This window comes from Frankia sp. AiPa1 (assembly GCF_023243075.1).
GTDB lineage: Bacteria > Actinomycetota > Actinomycetes > Frankiales > Frankiaceae > Frankia.
In genome coordinates, this window is the sequence record NZ_JALKFZ020000097.1 from 1 (window position 1) to 18,222 (window position 18,222).

Genomic DNA, 18,222 nt, shown 5'->3' on the forward strand with positions numbered 1-18,222 from the left:
TCCAACTCGCCGAGGGCCGCCCCTGGATGCCCGCAACCAGCTAACCAAAGATCAAGCCGGCACCTGACCAGTTACGTGCAGGTAGCTACCGAGCCAACCACGCCTGCCGCTGACGCCTTCTGACGTACGACTGGATTTTCACTCCGCCGAATTACCTATTCTAGGAGCACGCGACGGCTGAGGGTGGACTGCGCAGGCCATGCTCGCCGGCACATAATAGCCGACTATCTCCTTTTCGTCTTCATGCGACCCGAGCGACAAGCCTACCTCTTTTTCGAGCGCATCCGGGCTGCAGAAATTCTCCGCCTCGCAATTCGCGAGCCGCTTAGCGCATGGCGAGTTGAGCGGTATAACTTGAACGACCAATGTCGGTCGAATCCGGGAAAGTAGTCCGGAGGCATCCATTTTCTCGCTTCAGGAATATCGTTCGCGCGCAGCACATTCTTCCAACCTGCCCAAACTCGCGTCCGACGGTACTGGCGAATCGCGTTCACAAAACGCCTGAGATCCTCTTCGAGGATAGCTATCACACTCCACAGACTCAACAGGAAAAGAGGGACAGTTAGCACAAGAAGAAAAATGATGCTCGCCCCGGGCGATGTAATTAAGGCGACCGGGATCATACTAACATCAAAAAGGGCAATGACAAGCAGAGGCACGGCCATGGAAAGTTTGACACGAACGGATATTGGACGAATCGGGGTGGCTGCGGGGATTTCGGATGGAGCTAGCGCTAGCGAGTCACGCGCATGCCTGTTTGCCGCGTCTAAATCGCCATCAGGGCGCATTATAAAAAGCGCAACGCGATGCTCTGAGGTCTGTGACCATTTCAGAGCCTGCGCCGTATAGCCCGTTTTAGAGAAGAAGAACAGATCCTGTCCGAGGCTCGATGAACCGACCAGTCTTTGAACGTAACGGATTCCCGCCTTCTTCTCCTCCCACTTGACCTGAGCCACGGCCCCTACCGCGAATACATCCACACCACCGTCCGTTCCAGGTGGCGTGACCTGCGCATCTGGATAGCCTAGTCGCCTAAGCCAACTAGCAGCCACAATTTCAGCACCAGACCAGTCTTCGATAGCTGTCGGGCCAGCACCTTGTCTAGTTCTACCTTCAGGAGAGGGCACGTTTTTAACGACATGCAAAAGATTGATCTCATACTTGGTGTTCGGTGGAATATATAGACTAATTGCTAGACTGGTGGCGCCCACAAGAGACGAGATCAGATAGCCGGCGCGCTGCGGAGGACCCCAGCCCGGCCCTACTGTCGTAGCGCACGAAATGCCACCAAATACTATGATCACCCACGCTGCTATCCATGCAACTGGGCACCGAAGCCCGAAGGAGTTGAGGCACGCGCAAACTACTATCAGGCCCAGTGGAAGTAGCACGGCGACACCTGGAAGGTACAATGCATCCGGAATAAATCCGGGTGGAGCATATGCGGCCGATATTTGAGATAGACCATACGCAAGTATGCAGCATACGCCTACGCCCGTAACGGATCCAAGAATCCTCCTCCTCCTCCTATGGCCGGCAATGTACAAGCGTGCCCATTCGGCCCGGCCAAGCCTAAGCTCTCTTGGAGACAGTCCGGGAGCTGAACTTGTCTTCAAGCTCTACCCACCTCCAGTTCTCCATATCCTGGCGCAATTGTATTGCACCCCATCAGGTTGAATTAAACTGCCACTTCAATCGTTTGTTGACGCAAGTCGAACCTCAGTATTAATACGCCGAGGGAAGAGCGAGGCGGCTGTAACCTGCGAACCACAGCCAGAGCCAGAGCCAGTTGCTGCAGGTCGCAGGGAGTTCGAAATTTGCCAGCGGCGGATCCGCAAACAAGTGTACTTCCTGACCTGCCAGCCGTGGAAGGTGTGGGCATTGCACGTCGGATGTCAGCAGGGCCGGTGGGCAACACCAGCTGTGCGATCCCGTCAGCCTGTGAGCGGCACAGTCGAAGACCGACCACCACCCGGGCTGCCGAGCCTTCGGCGATCTCAGCGGCCGTGGCTCTCAAGGCACATGCCTGAGTACACAGCGCGGGGACGGGAACGGCCCCAAGGGCGCCGCGGCGGCTGCAGGTAGCTTTGGAAGGCCAGGAATCGCAAGCGCCTAGCCGGAGATGTATCCTGATCCGATCAACGGTGCGCGAATCTGCGCCCGGTAGTCGTCGACGTTATGGTGACGAGGGGCGCAGCTGGATGGTAGAGACCTCACCGAAAATTCCATCGCTGTTCGATGGAAGCTCCGAAGAACTATGGATCGCTGCTCGCGCCATTAGTGACCATCCTGAGCTTGACTGGACTTATCTTCGATTTCTATTTAGGGTATTTGCCTCAGCTCCTGCTGGGATAGATTTCGCATACGAGAATGTTTCGACCTGGCTTGAAGTTATGCAGGTATTTCGAGTGAATCGACTTCTGCGGGCATTCGGGCTTCCAGATTTTACCCATTACGATGTACGGCTCGGCATGCAAGTCTTCGACGGGGTATTCGGCGCAAGAAGTGGCATCTTGAATCCCCCGGGACCCGACGAGCAGTTTCGCGGCCGACACGCCGTACGTGCGATCGATTCCGTCGACGACGAGACCTCCATTCTATTCGCGAATAGCTGGGGCGAGAAGTGGGGTGATCGAGGATATGGTTATTTCGGCCAGCAGTATTTCGAGAAACACGTAGACGACGCCACAATCGGTCGAAGGACGTGGATTGGACCTTCCGTTGTTATGGAGGAAAGGATACGGAAGCTGAAGTGGATGGAAGGACGCCCGTCATCACCGACTCCAGAAATGCTGGCGCAAGCATGGCTGACGCCGAATCCAATTAAAATATTGAGAGGTCATTTGGGCGAAAGTGATGTCGAAATAAGACGGAGGATGCTCTACTCGTTCTCGACCGAGTTCCCCCTCGACATCGTCGAGGCCCGTATTCGTGGCCGTTTTATCGGTCGATTTCATCTGGAGCATGACAGAAGAGCGAAGGTCGGCGTAGTAGATGAGCTTTGGGTGCCGCCTAAGGAACGAAGACGCGGAGTCGGATCTCTGCTAGACAGTCTCGCTTGCCGTCTAGCCAAAGATACGGGTTGCCGGATGATTCACATTCGGCTACATGAGGCCGATGCAGCCGATATCTTCCGCGGAAGAGCCGAGGCGTTCGGCCGCTCTCTTGGCTATCGATGGGAACGGATTGAAAATCGGCGCCCGAACTTCGTAGGCATTGCGATGAAAGAGATCTGATTGGAATGGCGTCATGATTATACAACCCGGAAATCCTTACGATTTCACCAACGGCGATTTGCAAGACCTTGTAAAACTAATACAGAAAACTATTCCCGACCTTTCGGTGGAGATCGACAGAAAGCCGGAACGAGGATACGGCGTCACCCTAATTGAGGTGCTGAATATTTGGCTTCAAGTGGCAGACGGGGCGACAGCCACGGTTGGCACGATCGGCCTTGTGGGCGCCATCAAGCAGTGGATACAGGCACGTCGAATGCAAGCTGAGCGTGACCATCCAGAATCGCAACCGAGGCCAGTATCTGTTACTGTACACGGGGCGGATGGTGCTATTCTCTGTACTCTGACGATCGAAGGGTCAGATGGAAATGTGCGCGTGGAGCCAGGCTCAAATGACCCAGATTCAGACCCGGGCTCTGATGCGCCGACTTCGTGATAGGTATCATCAGGTGGTACAGCGGATTTTGACTGTCAGGTGATTCGACAACTATCTGAATAATTTAAGATCCCCGAGATGAGTTCATTTGACACGCGGAAAGGGGCACCCCGCAGGGCGCCCCTTCATAGACGGCCCCGGGCCTCTCGCGTTCAGGTCGCCGAATTAGGCATGCCGCCCACACTGTCCACGGCAGCATGTCCCTGCCTCCCTACTGGGCCCATCAGGCGCCTGCTGCGGCAGCGTCTCCGCGCCCGGTCGGTGATCGGCTGTCAGGCTGTGCTTTCGAGAGATCATCATTGGCGCCTGCCGTGCCCACAGCGTGCCCATCCAGCCGGCCGAACCAGCCAGAACGGGTGGCATCGGCCGACAGTGGAAACCACTTGCTACCAGCGCCTTTTGGGCCAGACATAAGATCATGACTGGCTCGTCGGCGGCCTGGTTATCTCTCGCACGGAGGAGGCCAGGGGTTCGAGTCCCCTCACCTCCACAAGTACTCGCGGGTCAGGGCCTTGATCGGAAAGATTCGATCGGGGCCTTTGATCATTTGTCCGTCATTCGTCCGTGGGACTGGACGTCACCCAACGACACGGAACAGATGTGATCTACCACACAGGAGATGCCAATCGCTGCGGCCGGCCCGGCGCTGGCTCGGGCATGCCGCCAGTCACCCGGCCACGGGCTACCGGGTTGGCGACGCGGCGATGCGCCTCGGCATCCAGTCCCACCTGGCACTTCCCGCAAACAGAGGCGGCCACCGGTGCGGGCCGGTAAGACTGATCCCGACGCGAACCGCAGTGGTTGGCAACCGGGCGAGGGGGGCGGCCAGATGGGTATCGGTGAGGAGATTCGGGCACGTCGCCTCGGCGGCGCCCGCATCTCCGCGCAACGGATATTCACCAACCGGATCTCCGAAACGGAGGCGTTCGCCGGCAAGGTCGACGAACTGCGGCAACTGCAGGCGGAGCATCCGGACGTGACCTTGGACTTCAGTGCTGCCCGTCGCAACGTCCTCGCCTTCTACGGCGATGGAGGGATAGGGAAGACGAGCCTGAGCCGTGAGCTCGAACGTCGGTTCCTTGCCGTCGACCAGAAGAACCGCCAGGCCGTCCGTATCGACTTTTCCGAGCCGGCAGCCCGCGATCCCGAACTCTACGTCCTGCACCTGCGGGCCGGCCTCGCTCCCCTCAAGGAATTCCCGGCATTCGACACCGGCCTGGCCCTGTACTGGGCGCGTCAGAATCCCGGGATCGCCCTCGCTGACTTCGTCGCGCACCAGTCGTCACTGGGGACGGCCGCCCAGCGGCAGCTTTTTGCCCGCGAACTATCGGATTTCACGCAGGGTGTCCTTGACAACGCGGGCCTGGTCGTCGGCGGTGCCAGCCGGGCGGCGCGGTTCGCCTGGCGGCAGATCCAGAACTCGCGGGTGGTGCGGGATCTGCGGAAGAACTGCCCGTTCTTCGAGGCCTGCGCGACCGAGCAGGACACCGAACAGCTGCGCCTGCATCTCCCGCTGCTGCTGGCCTGGGACCTCATGCGTATCCAGGCCAAGCGCAGCACCGACATCGCGATCTTCCTCGATACGTTCGAACATGTGTCGGGCCAGCGGCGTTCGGCTCGGCTCGGTGATCTCGAAGACAGTGTGGTCCGCAGCGCCTTCTTCCTGCCGACGTCGATGTTCGTCATCACCTCCCGTCGCCGGCTGGACTGGGCCGCCGACATCCGGTCACCGTCGTTGGAGTTCTGCGGGCCGGCGGCCTGGCCTGGGCTGACCGACGGTCCCGCGTCCGACCAGCATCGCGTCGGGATGCTCAGCGCCGAGGACAGCGCGGACTACCTCGAGCACTGCCTCGCCGACGACGCCGGGGAGCCGGTCATCCCCGCCGCGCTACGGCGCGAGGTCGCCCGGCTGTCCGAAGGCATGCCGCTCTATCTCGATGTCGCCTGCAACCACTACCTGGCGCTGCTCGGCCGCGGGCGCACCCCAGACGTCAGCGACTTCGCCGGCGGGCTGCCCCAGATCGTGATGCGCCTGATGGAGGACCTCGACGATCCGCAGTCCGATCTGCTGCGCGCCGCCGCGCTGCTGCGCGTCTTCGACCGGCGCACGCTGCGCGTCGCGCTACCCGAGCTTCGCTCCTCGGCGGTCGAGCACTTCCTCGACCGCAGCTTCGTCCTGCACCGCGAGGACGACATCTTCTCCATCCACGAGCTGCTCCAGGCCTCCGTCCGGCTGCAGGACTCCTTCACCGCCAACCCGTGGTCCGCCGAGGAATGGGCCGCTGTCGCCAGCCGCCTGGTCGCCTACTGGTCCGCGCTGTTCAACGATCCCGACTCCGCGCTCTGGCAGGACCGCCGCACGCAGGCCCTGGCCTTCTGGCAGCTCGTCGGGCTGTACAGCACGCTCGGGACCAGCATCCCCGAGCTGGCGTACATCATCATGCAGGTCCAGCTCCGCGGTGTCTGGGCCACCATCGACGCCGGCCGCGACCAACCCGAGGCCCTGCTCACCGAACCCGGCCGCAGCCTGCTCACCCTGCTCGACGGGATGATGGAACGCCAGATCGGCGACCTCCAGCGCACCATCGACCTTCTCGCACCGTTCAGCAACGAAACGACACGGCCGATCGAGAACAACCTGCGCCGCCTGGCCCTGTACTACCTCGGCGAAACCTACGACCTGCGAGGCGGCGGGGACGCCGCCGCCACCTTCCACACCCTCGCCACCGGGCACGACGACCGCCTCGCCCACGAAGCCCTCATCGCCCTGGCCCACTCCCGATCACGCGACGGCGACAACGTGGCCGCTCTCGCCCTCGCACGGCGCTTCGACCCGAACGTCCGCGATGGGGAACTGCACTACCGCCTCCACGAACTTCTCGGCCACATCTGGTGGTGCGCCGGCACGTTCGACCGTGCGGCCCACCATTTCGCCCTTACCCGGCAGACCGCCGAGGAACAGGACTCACCGCTGCTCCTCGCGCTCGCCCGGCGCCACCTGGCCCTCGCCCAATGTTGGAGCAATCCGACGCTCGTCCTCGCCGAGATCGACGACATCGAGCAGCTCAACCGCGACCTCGGCCTGCCTCCCGGCATCGCCCAGTGCCAGATGTCCCGCGCCACAGCCCTCATCGGCCAGGCTCCGCTGGCGACCATCGACGAGCTCCTTCGCTCCGCCAGCGACACCTTCACCGTCGGCGGCTATCTGGACGATGCCATCGGGCCGATTGCCATTGGGGTGTTCGCCGCCGCCGTCGACGGCGATCTCGAACGTGCCCGTGCGCGCAAAGCAGTGCTCTTCCAGCGGGCCGAAGGCCGCCGCGTCCGTCACTGGCTCGCCGCCGCCGATATCTGGACCCTCGGCGCGGACCCCCACGGCCGGGTCACCTGGCCCGAGGGGACAGAGGCCAGCGTCACCGCCTGGACGGCGCCACTACTCGCCCGGCGACAGTGAGACGCACCGCTACCGGGTGCGGTCGCGTTCCGCCGCCGCGCTGCCATACAGGTGATGCAGCCAGTTGTAGTGAAACAAGCCGCCATCGACCCGAATATCCGCCCCGGTCACATAGCCGGCCTGCTCGGAACACAACCAGGCGATGACCTTCGCGACGTCCTCCGGCTCACCCAGCCGACCCAGCGCCACCACCGCCGCGCTGCGCTCCCGGTGGGCCCGCGCCTCCTCGGTCGGAACCTGGCCCGTGTCGATCGCCCCCGGCGACACCGCGTTCACCCGGATCCCGGCCGGACCGAGCTCCACCGCCAACTCCTGCATGAACATCGCCAGCGCCGCTTTACTCATCGAATAGTCCGGACACATCCGCACCCGCGACGCATGCAGCGACAGATTGAACACGATCGACCCGCGCACGCTCCGGGCCAGCATGTGATCCACCACCGCGCGGGTCACCGCCCACGATCCGACGATGTTCGTCTGCAGCACTCGGGCGGCATCGGCCACCGGCAGTTCCAGAAACGACCGGCCGTCCATGACCCCGACATTGTTCACCAGCACCCCGACGCGAAGAGCTTCGGGGAGCTTCGCGAGGACGTCGGAATCCACATCGGCGAGGTCGTGCTCCACCAGCAGCGAGCCCGAAGGAAGATCCGCCGTTTCCAACGCGCCACGGTCCCGGTCGACCGCAATGATCTTATAGCCGTCGGCGGCGAGCGCCTGCGCCGTCGCCAGGCCGATCCCATGACCCGCGCCGGTCACCACCGCGGCGGACGCTGAAGCATCATCGATGGACACAGGTGCCGATCCTAGAAGTGCCACCGGTGCGAGACCGTAGCCCTACGGCTCCACCCCGACAAACCTCGCCAGCTCCGCCAGCCCCGATTGCTTCGCCCGCCGCACGCTCGTCGCGTCCAGCAGGTCCGTGAGGATGTGGTGGGCCAGCTTCTGGTGCTTCAGCCACTCCGGCGTCAGCTGACGGATGTCCTGTACCGCCCGGATCGCCCCCGGGTAGTCCCGGGTCGCCGTACGGGCCTCCGCCACTGCCAGCACATGCCGGGTCCAGGTTGCCAGCGGCAGGTTCTCCGTCCCGCGCGCTACCCCCTGGGCCAGCCGTAGGGCCTGGGCTGCGTCGCCCGCCGTCATGGCGTTCTCCACCGCCATCGCGTCCACGCTCACCGGGCTGAACGCCGCCCAGTACCGCGCGAAGTCCAGGCGCTCATCCGCCACCCGGACCGCCGAGGCCCGGGCAATCGACAGTCCAGCGCCTGCTGCGATCCGGCGGTCACCACCACGTTGTCCGGGTGGGCGTCAGTGATGCCCTCCATCGCCATCACGTCACAGATCCGCGCCCGCAGCCCCGGATCGCCCTGCGCCGAGCCGTACTGAAGCGCCACCGCACCCCGGCTCAGCACCAGCTCCGACACCGTCGCCGCGACCGCGTCCAACGGAAGGACGTCAACCGGGGGCATCCCCCCGGCGAGCGACACGATCTCGGGACGGGATGCCACCGCGAACAACGCCCGAACCTCGCTCGCGATCATCCCCTGGGCACGCTGCGCGTACCGATCCCGCCACCGATCGAGAGTCACGCTCCGCGACACTACCTGCCGTACCCACCCCACCGCACACCAGGCCGCGACCACCACCACGACGATCGCTATCCGCCCTGCCGGTCCTCGACCGGCCGACCGGCCCGGTCTCGACGTCCGTACCGCTACGGCAGGACATACCGGTGCCGGACCGTTCAGCGCTAACCGCGGGTGATGACGGTCTTGCCGCGCAAACCAGCCCACGTCCGCGGTGCGGATTCCCAGTCGGCGACCGTTTCCACGGCTGGGCTCAGGTCGAGCCCGGTGGCGAGTAGATCGAGGACGTGGGGGATGTCGGCGCGGGCGTTGACACGTCCGGTGACGAAGCGGATGCCGGTCATGTATAGCTCGAAGATGGGCAGGGTGAAGGTGCGGCCGTAGTAGATACCGGTGTCGGTGCAGACGCCGGAAGGCCAGGTCGCTTTCAGCGTCGCGGCCAGGCTGGCCGGGTGGGCCGACGTGCTGACGGTGACGGGGTACGGGTCCGCCTTCGGGTCGGGCAGGTCGGCGTCCACGGGGTTGGCGCCGAGGTTCTCGGCGGCGGCGAGGCGTTGCGGGTCGGTGTCGATGTAGTCGACGCGTGCGCCCAGTGCGGCGGCGAACGCGGCGGCGTAGATCCCGACGGACAAGCCGCCGGTGACCAGGACGCGGCGGTCGGTCTCGTCGAGGGCGATGAGTTCGTCGGCGTACGGGCCGACTGTGCGCCATCCGTCGGGGATGTTGTCCGACAGGGACGCCACCGCGACCGGGTCCAGGGCTGCTGGCAGCGGGATCAGCATGGCATCGGCGTAGGGGACCGAGACGAGGTCGGCGACGAACCCGCCCGCGTCGAGGCCGGCGACCGAACCGAGTCCGTACATCGCGTGGGGCGGAACCGTGCCGCAGCTTCCGGTGACGCCGCGACGGCATTCGCGGCAGTGGCCGCAGCTGATCTGGAAGGGGACGATGACACGTTCGCCGGGCCGCACGCCGGTGACGGCTTCGCCGACCGCGACGATCTCGGCGATGCCCTCGTGGCCCAGAGCGTAGCCGGGAGGCAGCGGTGCGCGGGACCGGGCGACCGCGACGTCGAGGTCGCAGCAGGCGACGGCGACGGGACGCACGATCGCCTGCTCCGGTGTGGTGAGTGCGGGATCGGCCGCGTCGTGCCAGGTGTAGCTGCCGGGGGCGTCGATGACGAGTTGGCGCATGGCTGTGCCTCGATTCGACTGAAGGCGACACGCACCTGCGGCGTGTCGATTCGGGTGGACCCGGCGGCGTCCTACCGGGCCGCGGTGCGTCTCTCCACCAGTACTTATAACGGACGTTATAATCGGGATCGAGGTTACGCTATGACGGGCGTCCTAGCCAGAGAAAGAGGTGCCAATGGACGAGCCGGTCCCGCCGTCTCGTCAGCGGATCGTCGCGGGAGCGGCCGATATGATCAGCCGCCGCGGCCTCAATGCCACCAGCATCCGCGAGGTTGCCAAGCACGCCCAGACGCCGCTGGGCTCCACCTACCACTACTTCCCGGGAGGGAAGCAGCAGCTGGCCGCCGAGGCGGTCCGCTTCACTGGTGACGCTGTGGCGACAAGGCTCCGCGGGATGCTGCGTGCCGGCCCGGTCGACGGACTGCTGGCCTTGCTCGCCCTGTGGCGCGGGGTGCTCACCGGCACGAATTTCCAGGCGGGTTGCCCCGTCCTCGCGGTGTCGATCGAGGAACCCGCGGACGATGCGAGCCCCGAGGTCCTCGCCGTGGCTGCGGCGGTGTTCGGTGGCTGGGAGGCGCAGTTCGCCGCGTCGATGCGGCTGCACGGCGCCGATTCGGGGACGGCCGAGCCGCTCGCCACACTCGTCATCGCGGCGATCGAAGGCGCGGTCGCCATGTGCCGCGCCCAACGCTCGACACAGCCGCTCGACCGCGTCGCCGCCCAGCTCGAATCACTGGTCCGTGCGGCAGTCGACAACCCCGCCCGAGCCACCGACCAAGGCGTGGATCAACCAGCCCCCAGCGATCATCGAGACCGAGGAGGCGCCACCCACGACCCAGGCAGCCTGCTGTCACACCGGGATTGACCGGCTCCGCCCCAGTGGTCAGCCGGTGAGCAGGGCGGTCGCGGCGAAGGCGAGGACCGTTGTCGCGATGGTGACGCGGATCGGCAGCTGGGCGCGTTCGACCACCGATGGCCGCTGCGAGATCGCGGACAACGGGCCGGCGATCATCGCCAGCAGTACTCCTGCCCACACCAGCGCGGAGAGGTCGGTCCGGTCCGGATCGAGTCCGGCCACGACGACGGTGGCGATCAGCGCGGCGGCGAACAGGGCCTGGGGCAGCAACAGGACGGACACCCGCGGTAGGGCGGTCTTCGCGGTGGTCCCGGCCTCGGGACGACCGGAGAGCACGACGCGGACGAACGCCAGCGCGTACAACGGCGCGTTGAACAGAGTGCTGGCGATCGTGCGGTGCGCACCACGAAGGCCGGCGTGGTGGGCGACGAGCAGCATCGAGCCCACCAGGTACGGCAGCGCGTGCAGCATGTAGGCGGTCAGGGAGCTACCGGCCGCGATCTGGATCCCGGCCAGGGCGCTCATCGGCGGACCGAGCAGGAACATCATCTGTGCGCACGCCACCAGATAGCCGATGCCGGTGTGCAGGTAGTGCGCGCGCTGCCAGCGGGTGAGCCCCGGCTTGCGCAGCGGGTTGTCGAACAGCAGCAGACGTAGCCCGTCCATCGCCCACCGGCTGCGCTGGCGCGCGTACTCGGCGGCGGTCGCCGGAGCGATGCCAACGGACACCGGCTCCGGGTGGTAGACGCTGCGCCAGCCGCGGGAGTGCAGCTCGTAGGAGGTGTGCAGGTCCTCGACGATGTTCCATTCACTGAATCCGCCGGCGGACTCGAGTGCCGTCCGTCGGTACAGGGTCCCGTTTCCGCAGGAGCTCGCCGCGCCGTCGCGATCCTTCGCCGGCTGCACCGCCCGGTACAGCATGGGCTCGGCATTGTTGAGGACGTCGTAGCGGCCCACGTCGAACCGCTGCTCGGTGCAGACGAAGCCGACTGTGGGGACTCGCAGGTAGCCCAGGACCCGCTCGGCCAGGTCTGGGACGGCGATGTGGTCGGCATCCAACGTCATGATCGCCTCGGCGTCGGTGCGGGCGAGGGCGTGATTCAGGTTCGCGGCCTTGCCCCTCGGGCCGTCCGTCCGGGTGAAACAGGGCAGGCCCAGCCGGGCGGCCAGCTTGTCGATCTCGCGCCAGTTGTCCCGACGGGCGATCCGGCCGTCGTTGAGCACGTAGGTGCGGTGCGGGTAGTTGATCGCGATGGCCGCCCGCAGCGTTGCCGCCACGATGTCCACCGGTTCACCGCAGACGGTGACGAAAACGTCCAGGGTGCCCGCGGGTGCCGGTGCGCGGCGGATGTGACCCGGCCGGATCCGCGACGTCATCACCGCCGTCCACACGATCGCGAGGTAGCTGGCGACTTCCGCCCCGTAGAACAGATGGCCGGGCACGCCGGTACCGTGCAGGCCACCGGCCCGCCAGACCAGGTACACCGCCCCGATCACGACGACGACGATCGCCAGCGCAGGTCCGGCGATGGCCGTCAGCCTGCCCGTGGGCACCCGCTTCCAGGCGTCCAGGTCGGTCAGCGGCGCCGACGTGGACGGACGTCCGTGGACAGTGCCGGCCACGGTATCGACGACGGAGGCCTGCGCGGGAATCGCCGGCTTCGCGGGCGTCGCTGTGCCCGCGGAGGCCAGTGACGGAGGCCTGACGCACGCCGGTTCCGTCGTCACCATGGTGACGGCGTGGGCGTCCGCACTCTTTCCGCCCTCGGGTCCGACCTGATTCACAAGATCTCCTCTCAATTTTTGGTGGCATCCTCCCATCCGGTCTTTCCGACGAATACACCGCCCGCCGAGAGTCCGCTCAACAGCGCGCGCTGCCGAAATCCCCGAGGGTATTAAACATGTAACCCGTAACTTCCCAGTTCGGGTCGACGAAGGTGCCGTCGGCAGGTGGTTCCACGTGTTCGGCAAGTAGTGGCGTCACGCGTTCAAAGCCAGCAATCCCCTTACTCAGATGGCTATGTACGAGGACGGCATAATGATCGTCTCCGGGCCCGGCGCAGGCCGCTGCGTGGGTGCGCGGCGGTCGAGGTAGCGCTGATGGGAACCCTCAGCCAGGGGAGGCGCCGCGCCGCCCGGGGCGACGGCACCCGGCGAACGCGGTCGAACCCCCGTTCGGGCATTACCCGGGGTTTCCTGCTTCACCGGCAGACGCTGGTCACTTTCTCCCCGGTCGACCGGGCGACCACACCGAGATGTCCGGCGCCCCACCGTCGTGGGCTTTCCGTCGAGGCGAGTGGGCGCCCGTCTCGCGCCGGCCGATCCAGGTCAGCGGAAATCGAGAGAGGTCGCCGGGTCGGCTGCGGTGGCGGCGCGGTCGAGGGCGTCGTTCAGGGCCGTGAGTTCGACGGTGAAGGCATGGAAACGGGCCGGGCCGAACTCGGCGAGCGCCTTCTTGAAGATGTCCGACTGCAGATCCACCTCCTCCTGGTAGATGCGCATCCCCTCCGCGGTCGGCTGGAACATGCGCCGACGGGTACCGGGCAGGGCATGCGGCTCGATCAGGCCACGGCCGATCGCGGCCTTCACCTGGCGGCTCACCGTGGACTGTTCCAGCTGTAACAGACCCTCCAGATCGGCCATGGTCGAGGGGCCCGATTCGGCCAGCGCCCACAGGATCCGGAACATCGACCGGTCGAGGACCGACCCCTCGGGTGTCATGATCCGCCGCCGGCTGATCCGGATGACCTCACGTCCGATCGCCCGCAGGAGCTCCGACCCGTCATCATGATCATCGACCACTCGCGCGTCAACCCGACACCCGTCACCACCCGGGTCACGCTCTTCGGCCCGCTCGCTCACCGATTCCACCTCGTCCGTGCCAGGTACCGAATCCGTACCGGTACCGGGGCCACCACCAGTCCCGGATGTGGAGCAGGGGCCACCGTCACCATGAGCGCGAGGACCACGCCCGGGCCACTACCCCCGCCGACGTCACGCGGGCCGGCGGGCCAGGCCACGACCTGCCCTGCCGCAAGACGGCCCGTTCGAGGTCGTTCGCGTGCCGCCCGGAGTTGACGATGACGATAGCTCTCCGTTGCCCCTCGCGGACAACCGCCGAGCGACCATCGGGCGGATCGCCGTCATCCGTGCCTGTTCGGCACGCACCATCGTGGAGCCCGCCGAGCAGCAGCTCACGCCACGGTGGTGACATCCGACGTCTCGGTGGTCGTCCGCGCGGCGGGAGCGGACGCCGCCGACGGTGCCGACCCGGGGCCCACCGGAACCTCGGTGCTCGTGAGGGGGTCGGCGTTCGCCGGGGCCCCTGTCGTCACGGCGGTCGCAGCACCCCCGCTCCCCGGGACGGGCCCGATGTCCGCGGTCCGGCTGGACCGGCCAACGGAGACGGCGCCGGCGAGCATGACGGCCAACAGCGCCGCGACCGCCCCGATGACGAAGCACAGCCGGAACGCCTCATGGGTCGGGTACCCCACGCCGGCCAGCGTCGTGGTGTTACTCGCCAGCAGAGTGCCCATCACGGCAGCGGCGAGGCTGGTGCCGACCGAACGGCTCAGCGAGTTCAGGCCCACGGCGGCGCCGGCTTTGGACGGCGGTGTCGCGTCCATGATGAGGGTCGGCATCGCGGCGTAGCCGATGCCGACCCCAGCCGAGGTCACACAGGCCACGAGCAGGAGCTCCCAGGACGCGTCCATCCACAGCGCGCCGAGGGCATAGCCGGCCGAGAGCACGAGCGCGCCGGTCATCATGGTCACCCGGGCGCCGACGGTCGCGATCAGCTTGCTGGAGACCGGGGCGAACAGCATCATCATGAGCCCGCCGGGCGCCATCCACAGACCGGCCGCGAGCACCGACTGACCGAGACCGTAGCCGGTGGACCTGGGCAGCTGGAGCAGCTGCGGGGCGACGATGGCCTGCGCCATCATGCCGAACCCGACGGCGATGGCCGCCGCGTTGGTCATCAGCACCTGCCGCTTCGCACTCGAGCGCAGGTCGACGAGCGGCTCGGCCCGGCGAAGCTCGTAGACGCCCCAGACGACCAGTACGACCAGGCCGCCGAGGATCGAGCCGAGGGTGCTGGGCGACGCCCAGCCCCAGTCTCCGCCCTTCGAGATACCGATCAGGAACGCGACCAGACCAGCCGCCAGACCGATCACGCCAGCGACGTCCAGGCTGCCGCCGTGCGCATCGTGGACGTGGGGCACCAGGAGAACGAGCAGCAGCAGGACGACGACGTCGATCGCCGCCGTCACCCAGAACAGGGCATGCCAGTCGCTGACGTTCACGATCCAGGCGGAAAGTGGCAGGCCGATGGCGCCACCGACTCCTAGCGTCGCGCTCATCGAGGCCAGAGCCGTCGGCGCCATCGCCGGCGGAGTGATCTGCCTGATCAGCGAGATGCCGACCGGGACGACGCCCATCGCCATGCCCTGCATCGCGCGGCCCACCAGCATCGGGACGAGCGTGCTGGACACGGCGCACAGCACTGTGCCGGCCAGCAGGATCATCACGCTGGCCACGAGCACCCGCTGCTTGCCGAGCAGGTCGCCCAGCCGCCCTGCGACGACCATGGACACCGCGGCGGCCAGCAGCGTCACCGTCACCACCCAGGCGGCGCTGGACGCCGACGTGCCCAGAAGTCCCGGCAGCTCGGACTGGATCGGGATGACCACGGTCTGCGTGAGGGAAGCGGCCATCCCACCGAGGCACAGCGCGGCCACCGACAGCGCGGGTGACACGGTTCCGCTCTTCGCACCGAGGGACACGATCTTCCTTTCGCCGGCTTACATGCATGCTACATACATGCACAGGGCCCACGAAAGGACTGTCGCGGACGTCTCACCAAGTCCGCGACCTGTGGACCCGGTGCGACGTCCGCGATGGCTATTTCTCCGGTGGCTGTCTCTCCGGTGGCAATGCCGCCTGGGCCGCCTGGGCCGCCCGGCCCTCCGGCGACGGCGACGGCTGTCCGAGGCCGTCGAGGACCTGCGCGCCCGGCAGTGCGGCGAGCAGCGCGCCGGGTACCCACAACTTCGATCGGCGCAGTCCCGACCCGATCAGCACGCGGGGGTGCTCCACCACCGCACGGTCGACGAGCACGGGCCAGTCGGCCGGCAGACCGACCGGGGTGATGCCGCCGTACTCCATCGCCGAGCCCGACACGGCCGTCTCCATCGGCGCGAACGACACCTTGCGGGCCGCCAGGTGCCGGCGGACCAGGCCGTTGACATCCGCCCGGGTCGTGGCGAGCACGACACAGGCGGCAAGCGTCGTGTCCCCGCCCCGCCGGGACGCGACGATGACGCAGTTCGCCGAGTCGGCCAGCGCGACGCCGTACCGTTCACAGAAGGCCGCCGTGTCTGCCAGATCCGGGTCGATCTCGACGACCTGCGCCTGCCCGACCAGCGACGTGGTGGCGGCGTCCGCCCAGCCGGACAGTGCCGAGGCAGTCGAGGCGGCCAGCAGGTCGAGGCGGGTGAGCGCGCCGAGGGGATGCAGAACGTCACTCATGGCCAGCAGGCTACGGCGGGCCGCGGAGCTCTGGCCGACGGCAGGGGCACCGTCGACCCGGACCTGTCCCGGCCCCAGGGAACCGGAGGTCCGCGATGACCGGCGGCGAGCTGATCGACCTGTCGGTGCCCATCATCGACGGCATGCCGGTCTACCCCGGTGATCCGCAGGTCAGGGTTGTCCCGGCGCTGCGGGCGACCGAGGACGGCGCCAATGTGCAGCGTCTGCACCTCGGCTCGCAGACCGGGACGCATGTCGACGCACCCTGGCACATCGACGACGCCCTGCCCCGCCTCGACCAGGTCCCGCTGGACCGCTTCACCGGCCCCGCGGTGCCCGTCGACGCGCGCGGCCTCGGCCCCCGCACGCCCGTGGTACCCGCCCTCCTGCCGGCGGGCCTACGGACCGGGGACATCGTCCTGATCGTCACCGACTGGTCGACGCGCTGGGGTCAGCCCGGCTACCTCGACCATCCGTACCTCGCGGTCGACACCGCTCGGGCCCTTGTCGACGCCGGAGTGCGCACGGTCGGCATCGACGCCCCCAGCGTCGATCCGACGCCCCCCGCCACCAGCGGCCCGACGGCGCCGTCCGCGCCGGGCAGCGCCAGCCCGGACGCGGGGCTGGCGGCGCACCGGGTGCTCTGCGGCGCGGGAGCGGTGATCGTCGAGAACCTCACCGGCCTCGACCGCCTGCTCACGGCGGCGCGACACGGACGGTCGATCGAAATGTTCCTCTTCCCGCTGCCGCTGGCCGCCGCGGACGGCGCCCCCGTGCGGGCCATCGCCCGCCTGGGCGCGTAGCCCGACGGGACGAGCGTGGCCTAGCTGCCCACGGCGTGGCGGTGCAGCAGGGGATCGTAGTCGGCGGGCAGGTCGGCCACGGTCTGGTCGGCGGCGACCGGGCGCACCGCCGCGGCGGTGCCCCCGGCGGCGGACAGCGCCTCGGCCGGAGGAAGGAGGCTGCCCTGGCTGCCAGGCGGGTTGATCTGGACGCGGCCCGGGCGGGAGGTCGTCGGCCGCGCGACCGGCCGGCCCGTCGGGCGCGAGGCCGCCCGCACGACGACCGCGTCGGCCTCCTGCATCTCGACCGCCATTTCGACCCCGACCTCGACCTCGAGGCCCACCCCGATCGGCCGGCCGAGCTCCTCGGCCCAGGCCGTCTCGGCGCCCGAGTGGGCGGCCGCGGGATGCCGCGAGGAACGAGGACGCGCTGTGTTCTCGTCCTGATCGGCGTACCCGTCCTGATCGGCGTACCCGTCCGGCGCGGCATCGCGGTCGGTGGGGATGGCGCTCTCGGCGTACCTGGCACCGCCGGCCGTGCCGCGCCACGCCACGTCATCGACGGCGGGCACGGTGCCCATCAGCGCGCCGAGGTCGATCGTCTCGGCCTGGGCGTGCGCGAGTTCCTCCGCGGTGAGCTCGTCGAACTCGTCGCCTGGCTCCCCGCCGCGCTCGCGGTAGGCAAAACTCGCACCGACCGGACGGCGGCGGGCGCGGGCGATCCGCTCGGCCTCGATCCGCCGCTCGATCGCCTCCCGGGTCACCTCGAGCCGACGCTCGACCCGCGCCGCCCGGCGCAGATGCACGACGTAGCCCGCGAGGCCGAGGTCGACCAGGAGATGCAGGCCGATCCACAGCCCGCCGAGCACGATGGCGAGCAGGACCGTCACCGGGGCGAGCGCGCCCAGCATCGCCAGGCGCCCGCGGCGCACCCGCATGCGGGCAGCCCGCTGCGGGCTGACCCGCGAGCCCGACCCCGGATGGCGGGGCTGGGCGCCCCCCCGGGTCTGGGTGGCGGGCCGGGGCTGGGTGGCTGCGATGCGGGCGGCCAGGGGGCGGGGGGGGGGGGGGGGGGCCCCCGGGGGGGGGGGGGCCCGCGGCGGCCCAAACTCCCACCCAAAACACCCCCCCGGCGCCAACTCCCACTCAC

Annotated in this window: 14 protein-coding genes and 1 pseudogene; 5 read left to right on the forward strand and 10 right to left on the reverse strand. The window is 67.3% G+C overall.

The features are described from left to right. Positions 1-263: 263 nt before the first annotated feature. Positions 264-1,211 (reverse strand): restriction endonuclease, encoded by a 948-nt coding sequence (locus MXD95_RS08040; RefSeq protein ID WP_250639913.1) that lies wholly within the window; start codon positions 1,209-1,211, stop codon positions 264-266. A 990-nt stretch (positions 1,212-2,201) separates the two neighbouring features. On the opposite strand from MXD95_RS08040, the gene MXD95_RS08045 reads away from it, so the two are divergent. The 3 genes from MXD95_RS08045 (at position 2,202) to MXD95_RS08055 (ending at position 7,126) form a co-directional block, all read left to right on the forward strand. Further along, positions 2,202-3,236, forward strand: a complete 1,035-nt coding sequence (locus MXD95_RS08045; protein WP_250639914.1) for a GNAT family N-acetyltransferase — start codon at positions 2,202-2,204, stop codon at positions 3,234-3,236. Positions 3,237-3,249: 13 nt separating this feature from the next. Beyond that, positions 3,250-3,672, forward strand: coding sequence for a hypothetical protein (locus MXD95_RS08050; protein WP_250639915.1), 423 nt, complete (start codon positions 3,250-3,252; stop codon positions 3,670-3,672). Between the two features lie 829 nt (positions 3,673-4,501). After that, complete coding sequence (locus MXD95_RS08055; RefSeq protein WP_250639916.1) at positions 4,502-7,126, forward strand: hypothetical protein; 2,625 nt, start codon at positions 4,502-4,504, stop codon at positions 7,124-7,126. A 9-nt stretch (positions 7,127-7,135) separates the two neighbouring features. Here MXD95_RS08055 and MXD95_RS08060 read toward each other — a convergent pair whose 3' ends face one another. The 4 genes and pseudogenes from MXD95_RS08060 to MXD95_RS08075 form a co-directional block, all read right to left on the reverse strand. Continuing rightward, the gene (locus MXD95_RS08060; RefSeq protein WP_250639917.1) at positions 7,136-7,921 is read right to left on the reverse strand and encodes an SDR family NAD(P)-dependent oxidoreductase; all 786 of its coding nucleotides are present in this window, start codon (positions 7,919-7,921) and stop codon (positions 7,136-7,138) included. Between the two features lie 42 nt (positions 7,922-7,963). Continuing rightward, positions 7,964-8,353 carry a hypothetical protein gene (locus tag MXD95_RS08065; RefSeq protein ID WP_250639918.1) on the reverse strand — a complete coding sequence of 130 codons (390 nt, stop codon included), beginning with the start codon at positions 8,351-8,353 and terminating at the stop codon, positions 7,964-7,966. Positions 8,354-8,382: 29 nt separating this feature from the next. Further along, positions 8,383-8,667, reverse strand: a pseudogene (locus tag MXD95_RS08070) (PLP-dependent aminotransferase family protein); the annotation flags it as partial. Between the two features lie 209 nt (positions 8,668-8,876). Further along, positions 8,877-9,905 carry an alcohol dehydrogenase catalytic domain-containing protein gene (locus MXD95_RS08075; RefSeq protein ID WP_250639919.1) on the reverse strand — a complete coding sequence of 343 codons (1,029 nt, stop codon included), beginning with the start codon at positions 9,903-9,905 and terminating at the stop codon, positions 8,877-8,879. Between the two features lie 175 nt (positions 9,906-10,080). Here MXD95_RS08075 and MXD95_RS08080 point away from each other — a divergent pair, with 175 nt between their 5' ends. Further along, a complete protein-coding gene (locus MXD95_RS08080; RefSeq protein WP_250639920.1) occupies positions 10,081-10,770 on the forward strand; it encodes a TetR/AcrR family transcriptional regulator in 690 nt (229 codons plus the stop codon). Positions 10,771-10,788: 18 nt separating this feature from the next. Here the strand turns inward: MXD95_RS08080 and MXD95_RS08085 are convergent, their stop codons facing one another. The 4 genes from MXD95_RS08085 to MXD95_RS08100 all read right to left on the reverse strand — a co-directional run bounded on the left by MXD95_RS08085 (position 10,789) and on the right by MXD95_RS08100 (position 16,290). After that, positions 10,789-12,546, reverse strand: coding sequence for a glycosyltransferase (locus MXD95_RS08085; RefSeq protein ID WP_250639921.1), 1,758 nt, complete (start codon positions 12,544-12,546; stop codon positions 10,789-10,791). A 543-nt stretch (positions 12,547-13,089) separates the two neighbouring features. Next, positions 13,090-13,623 carry a MarR family winged helix-turn-helix transcriptional regulator gene (locus MXD95_RS28185; RefSeq protein WP_250639922.1) on the reverse strand — a complete coding sequence of 178 codons (534 nt, stop codon included), beginning with the start codon at positions 13,621-13,623 and terminating at the stop codon, positions 13,090-13,092. Between the two features lie 332 nt (positions 13,624-13,955). Further along, positions 13,956-15,545 (reverse strand): MFS transporter, encoded by a 1,590-nt coding sequence (locus tag MXD95_RS08095; protein WP_250639923.1) that lies wholly within the window; start codon positions 15,543-15,545, stop codon positions 13,956-13,958. Between the two features lie 118 nt (positions 15,546-15,663). Further along, complete coding sequence (locus tag MXD95_RS08100) at positions 15,664-16,290, reverse strand: YbaK/EbsC family protein (RefSeq protein WP_250639924.1); 627 nt, start codon at positions 16,288-16,290, stop codon at positions 15,664-15,666. Between the two features lie 95 nt (positions 16,291-16,385). Between MXD95_RS08100 and MXD95_RS08105 the strand changes: the two genes are divergently transcribed. Then, positions 16,386-17,093, forward strand: coding sequence for a cyclase family protein (locus MXD95_RS08105; RefSeq protein WP_250639925.1), 708 nt, complete (start codon positions 16,386-16,388; stop codon positions 17,091-17,093). Between the two features lie 20 nt (positions 17,094-17,113). Here MXD95_RS08105 and MXD95_RS08110 read toward each other — a convergent pair. Next, the coding region (locus tag MXD95_RS08110) for a SepX/GlpR family protein (protein WP_518455405.1) at positions 17,114-18,222 on the reverse strand (1,109 nt) is incomplete at its 5' end.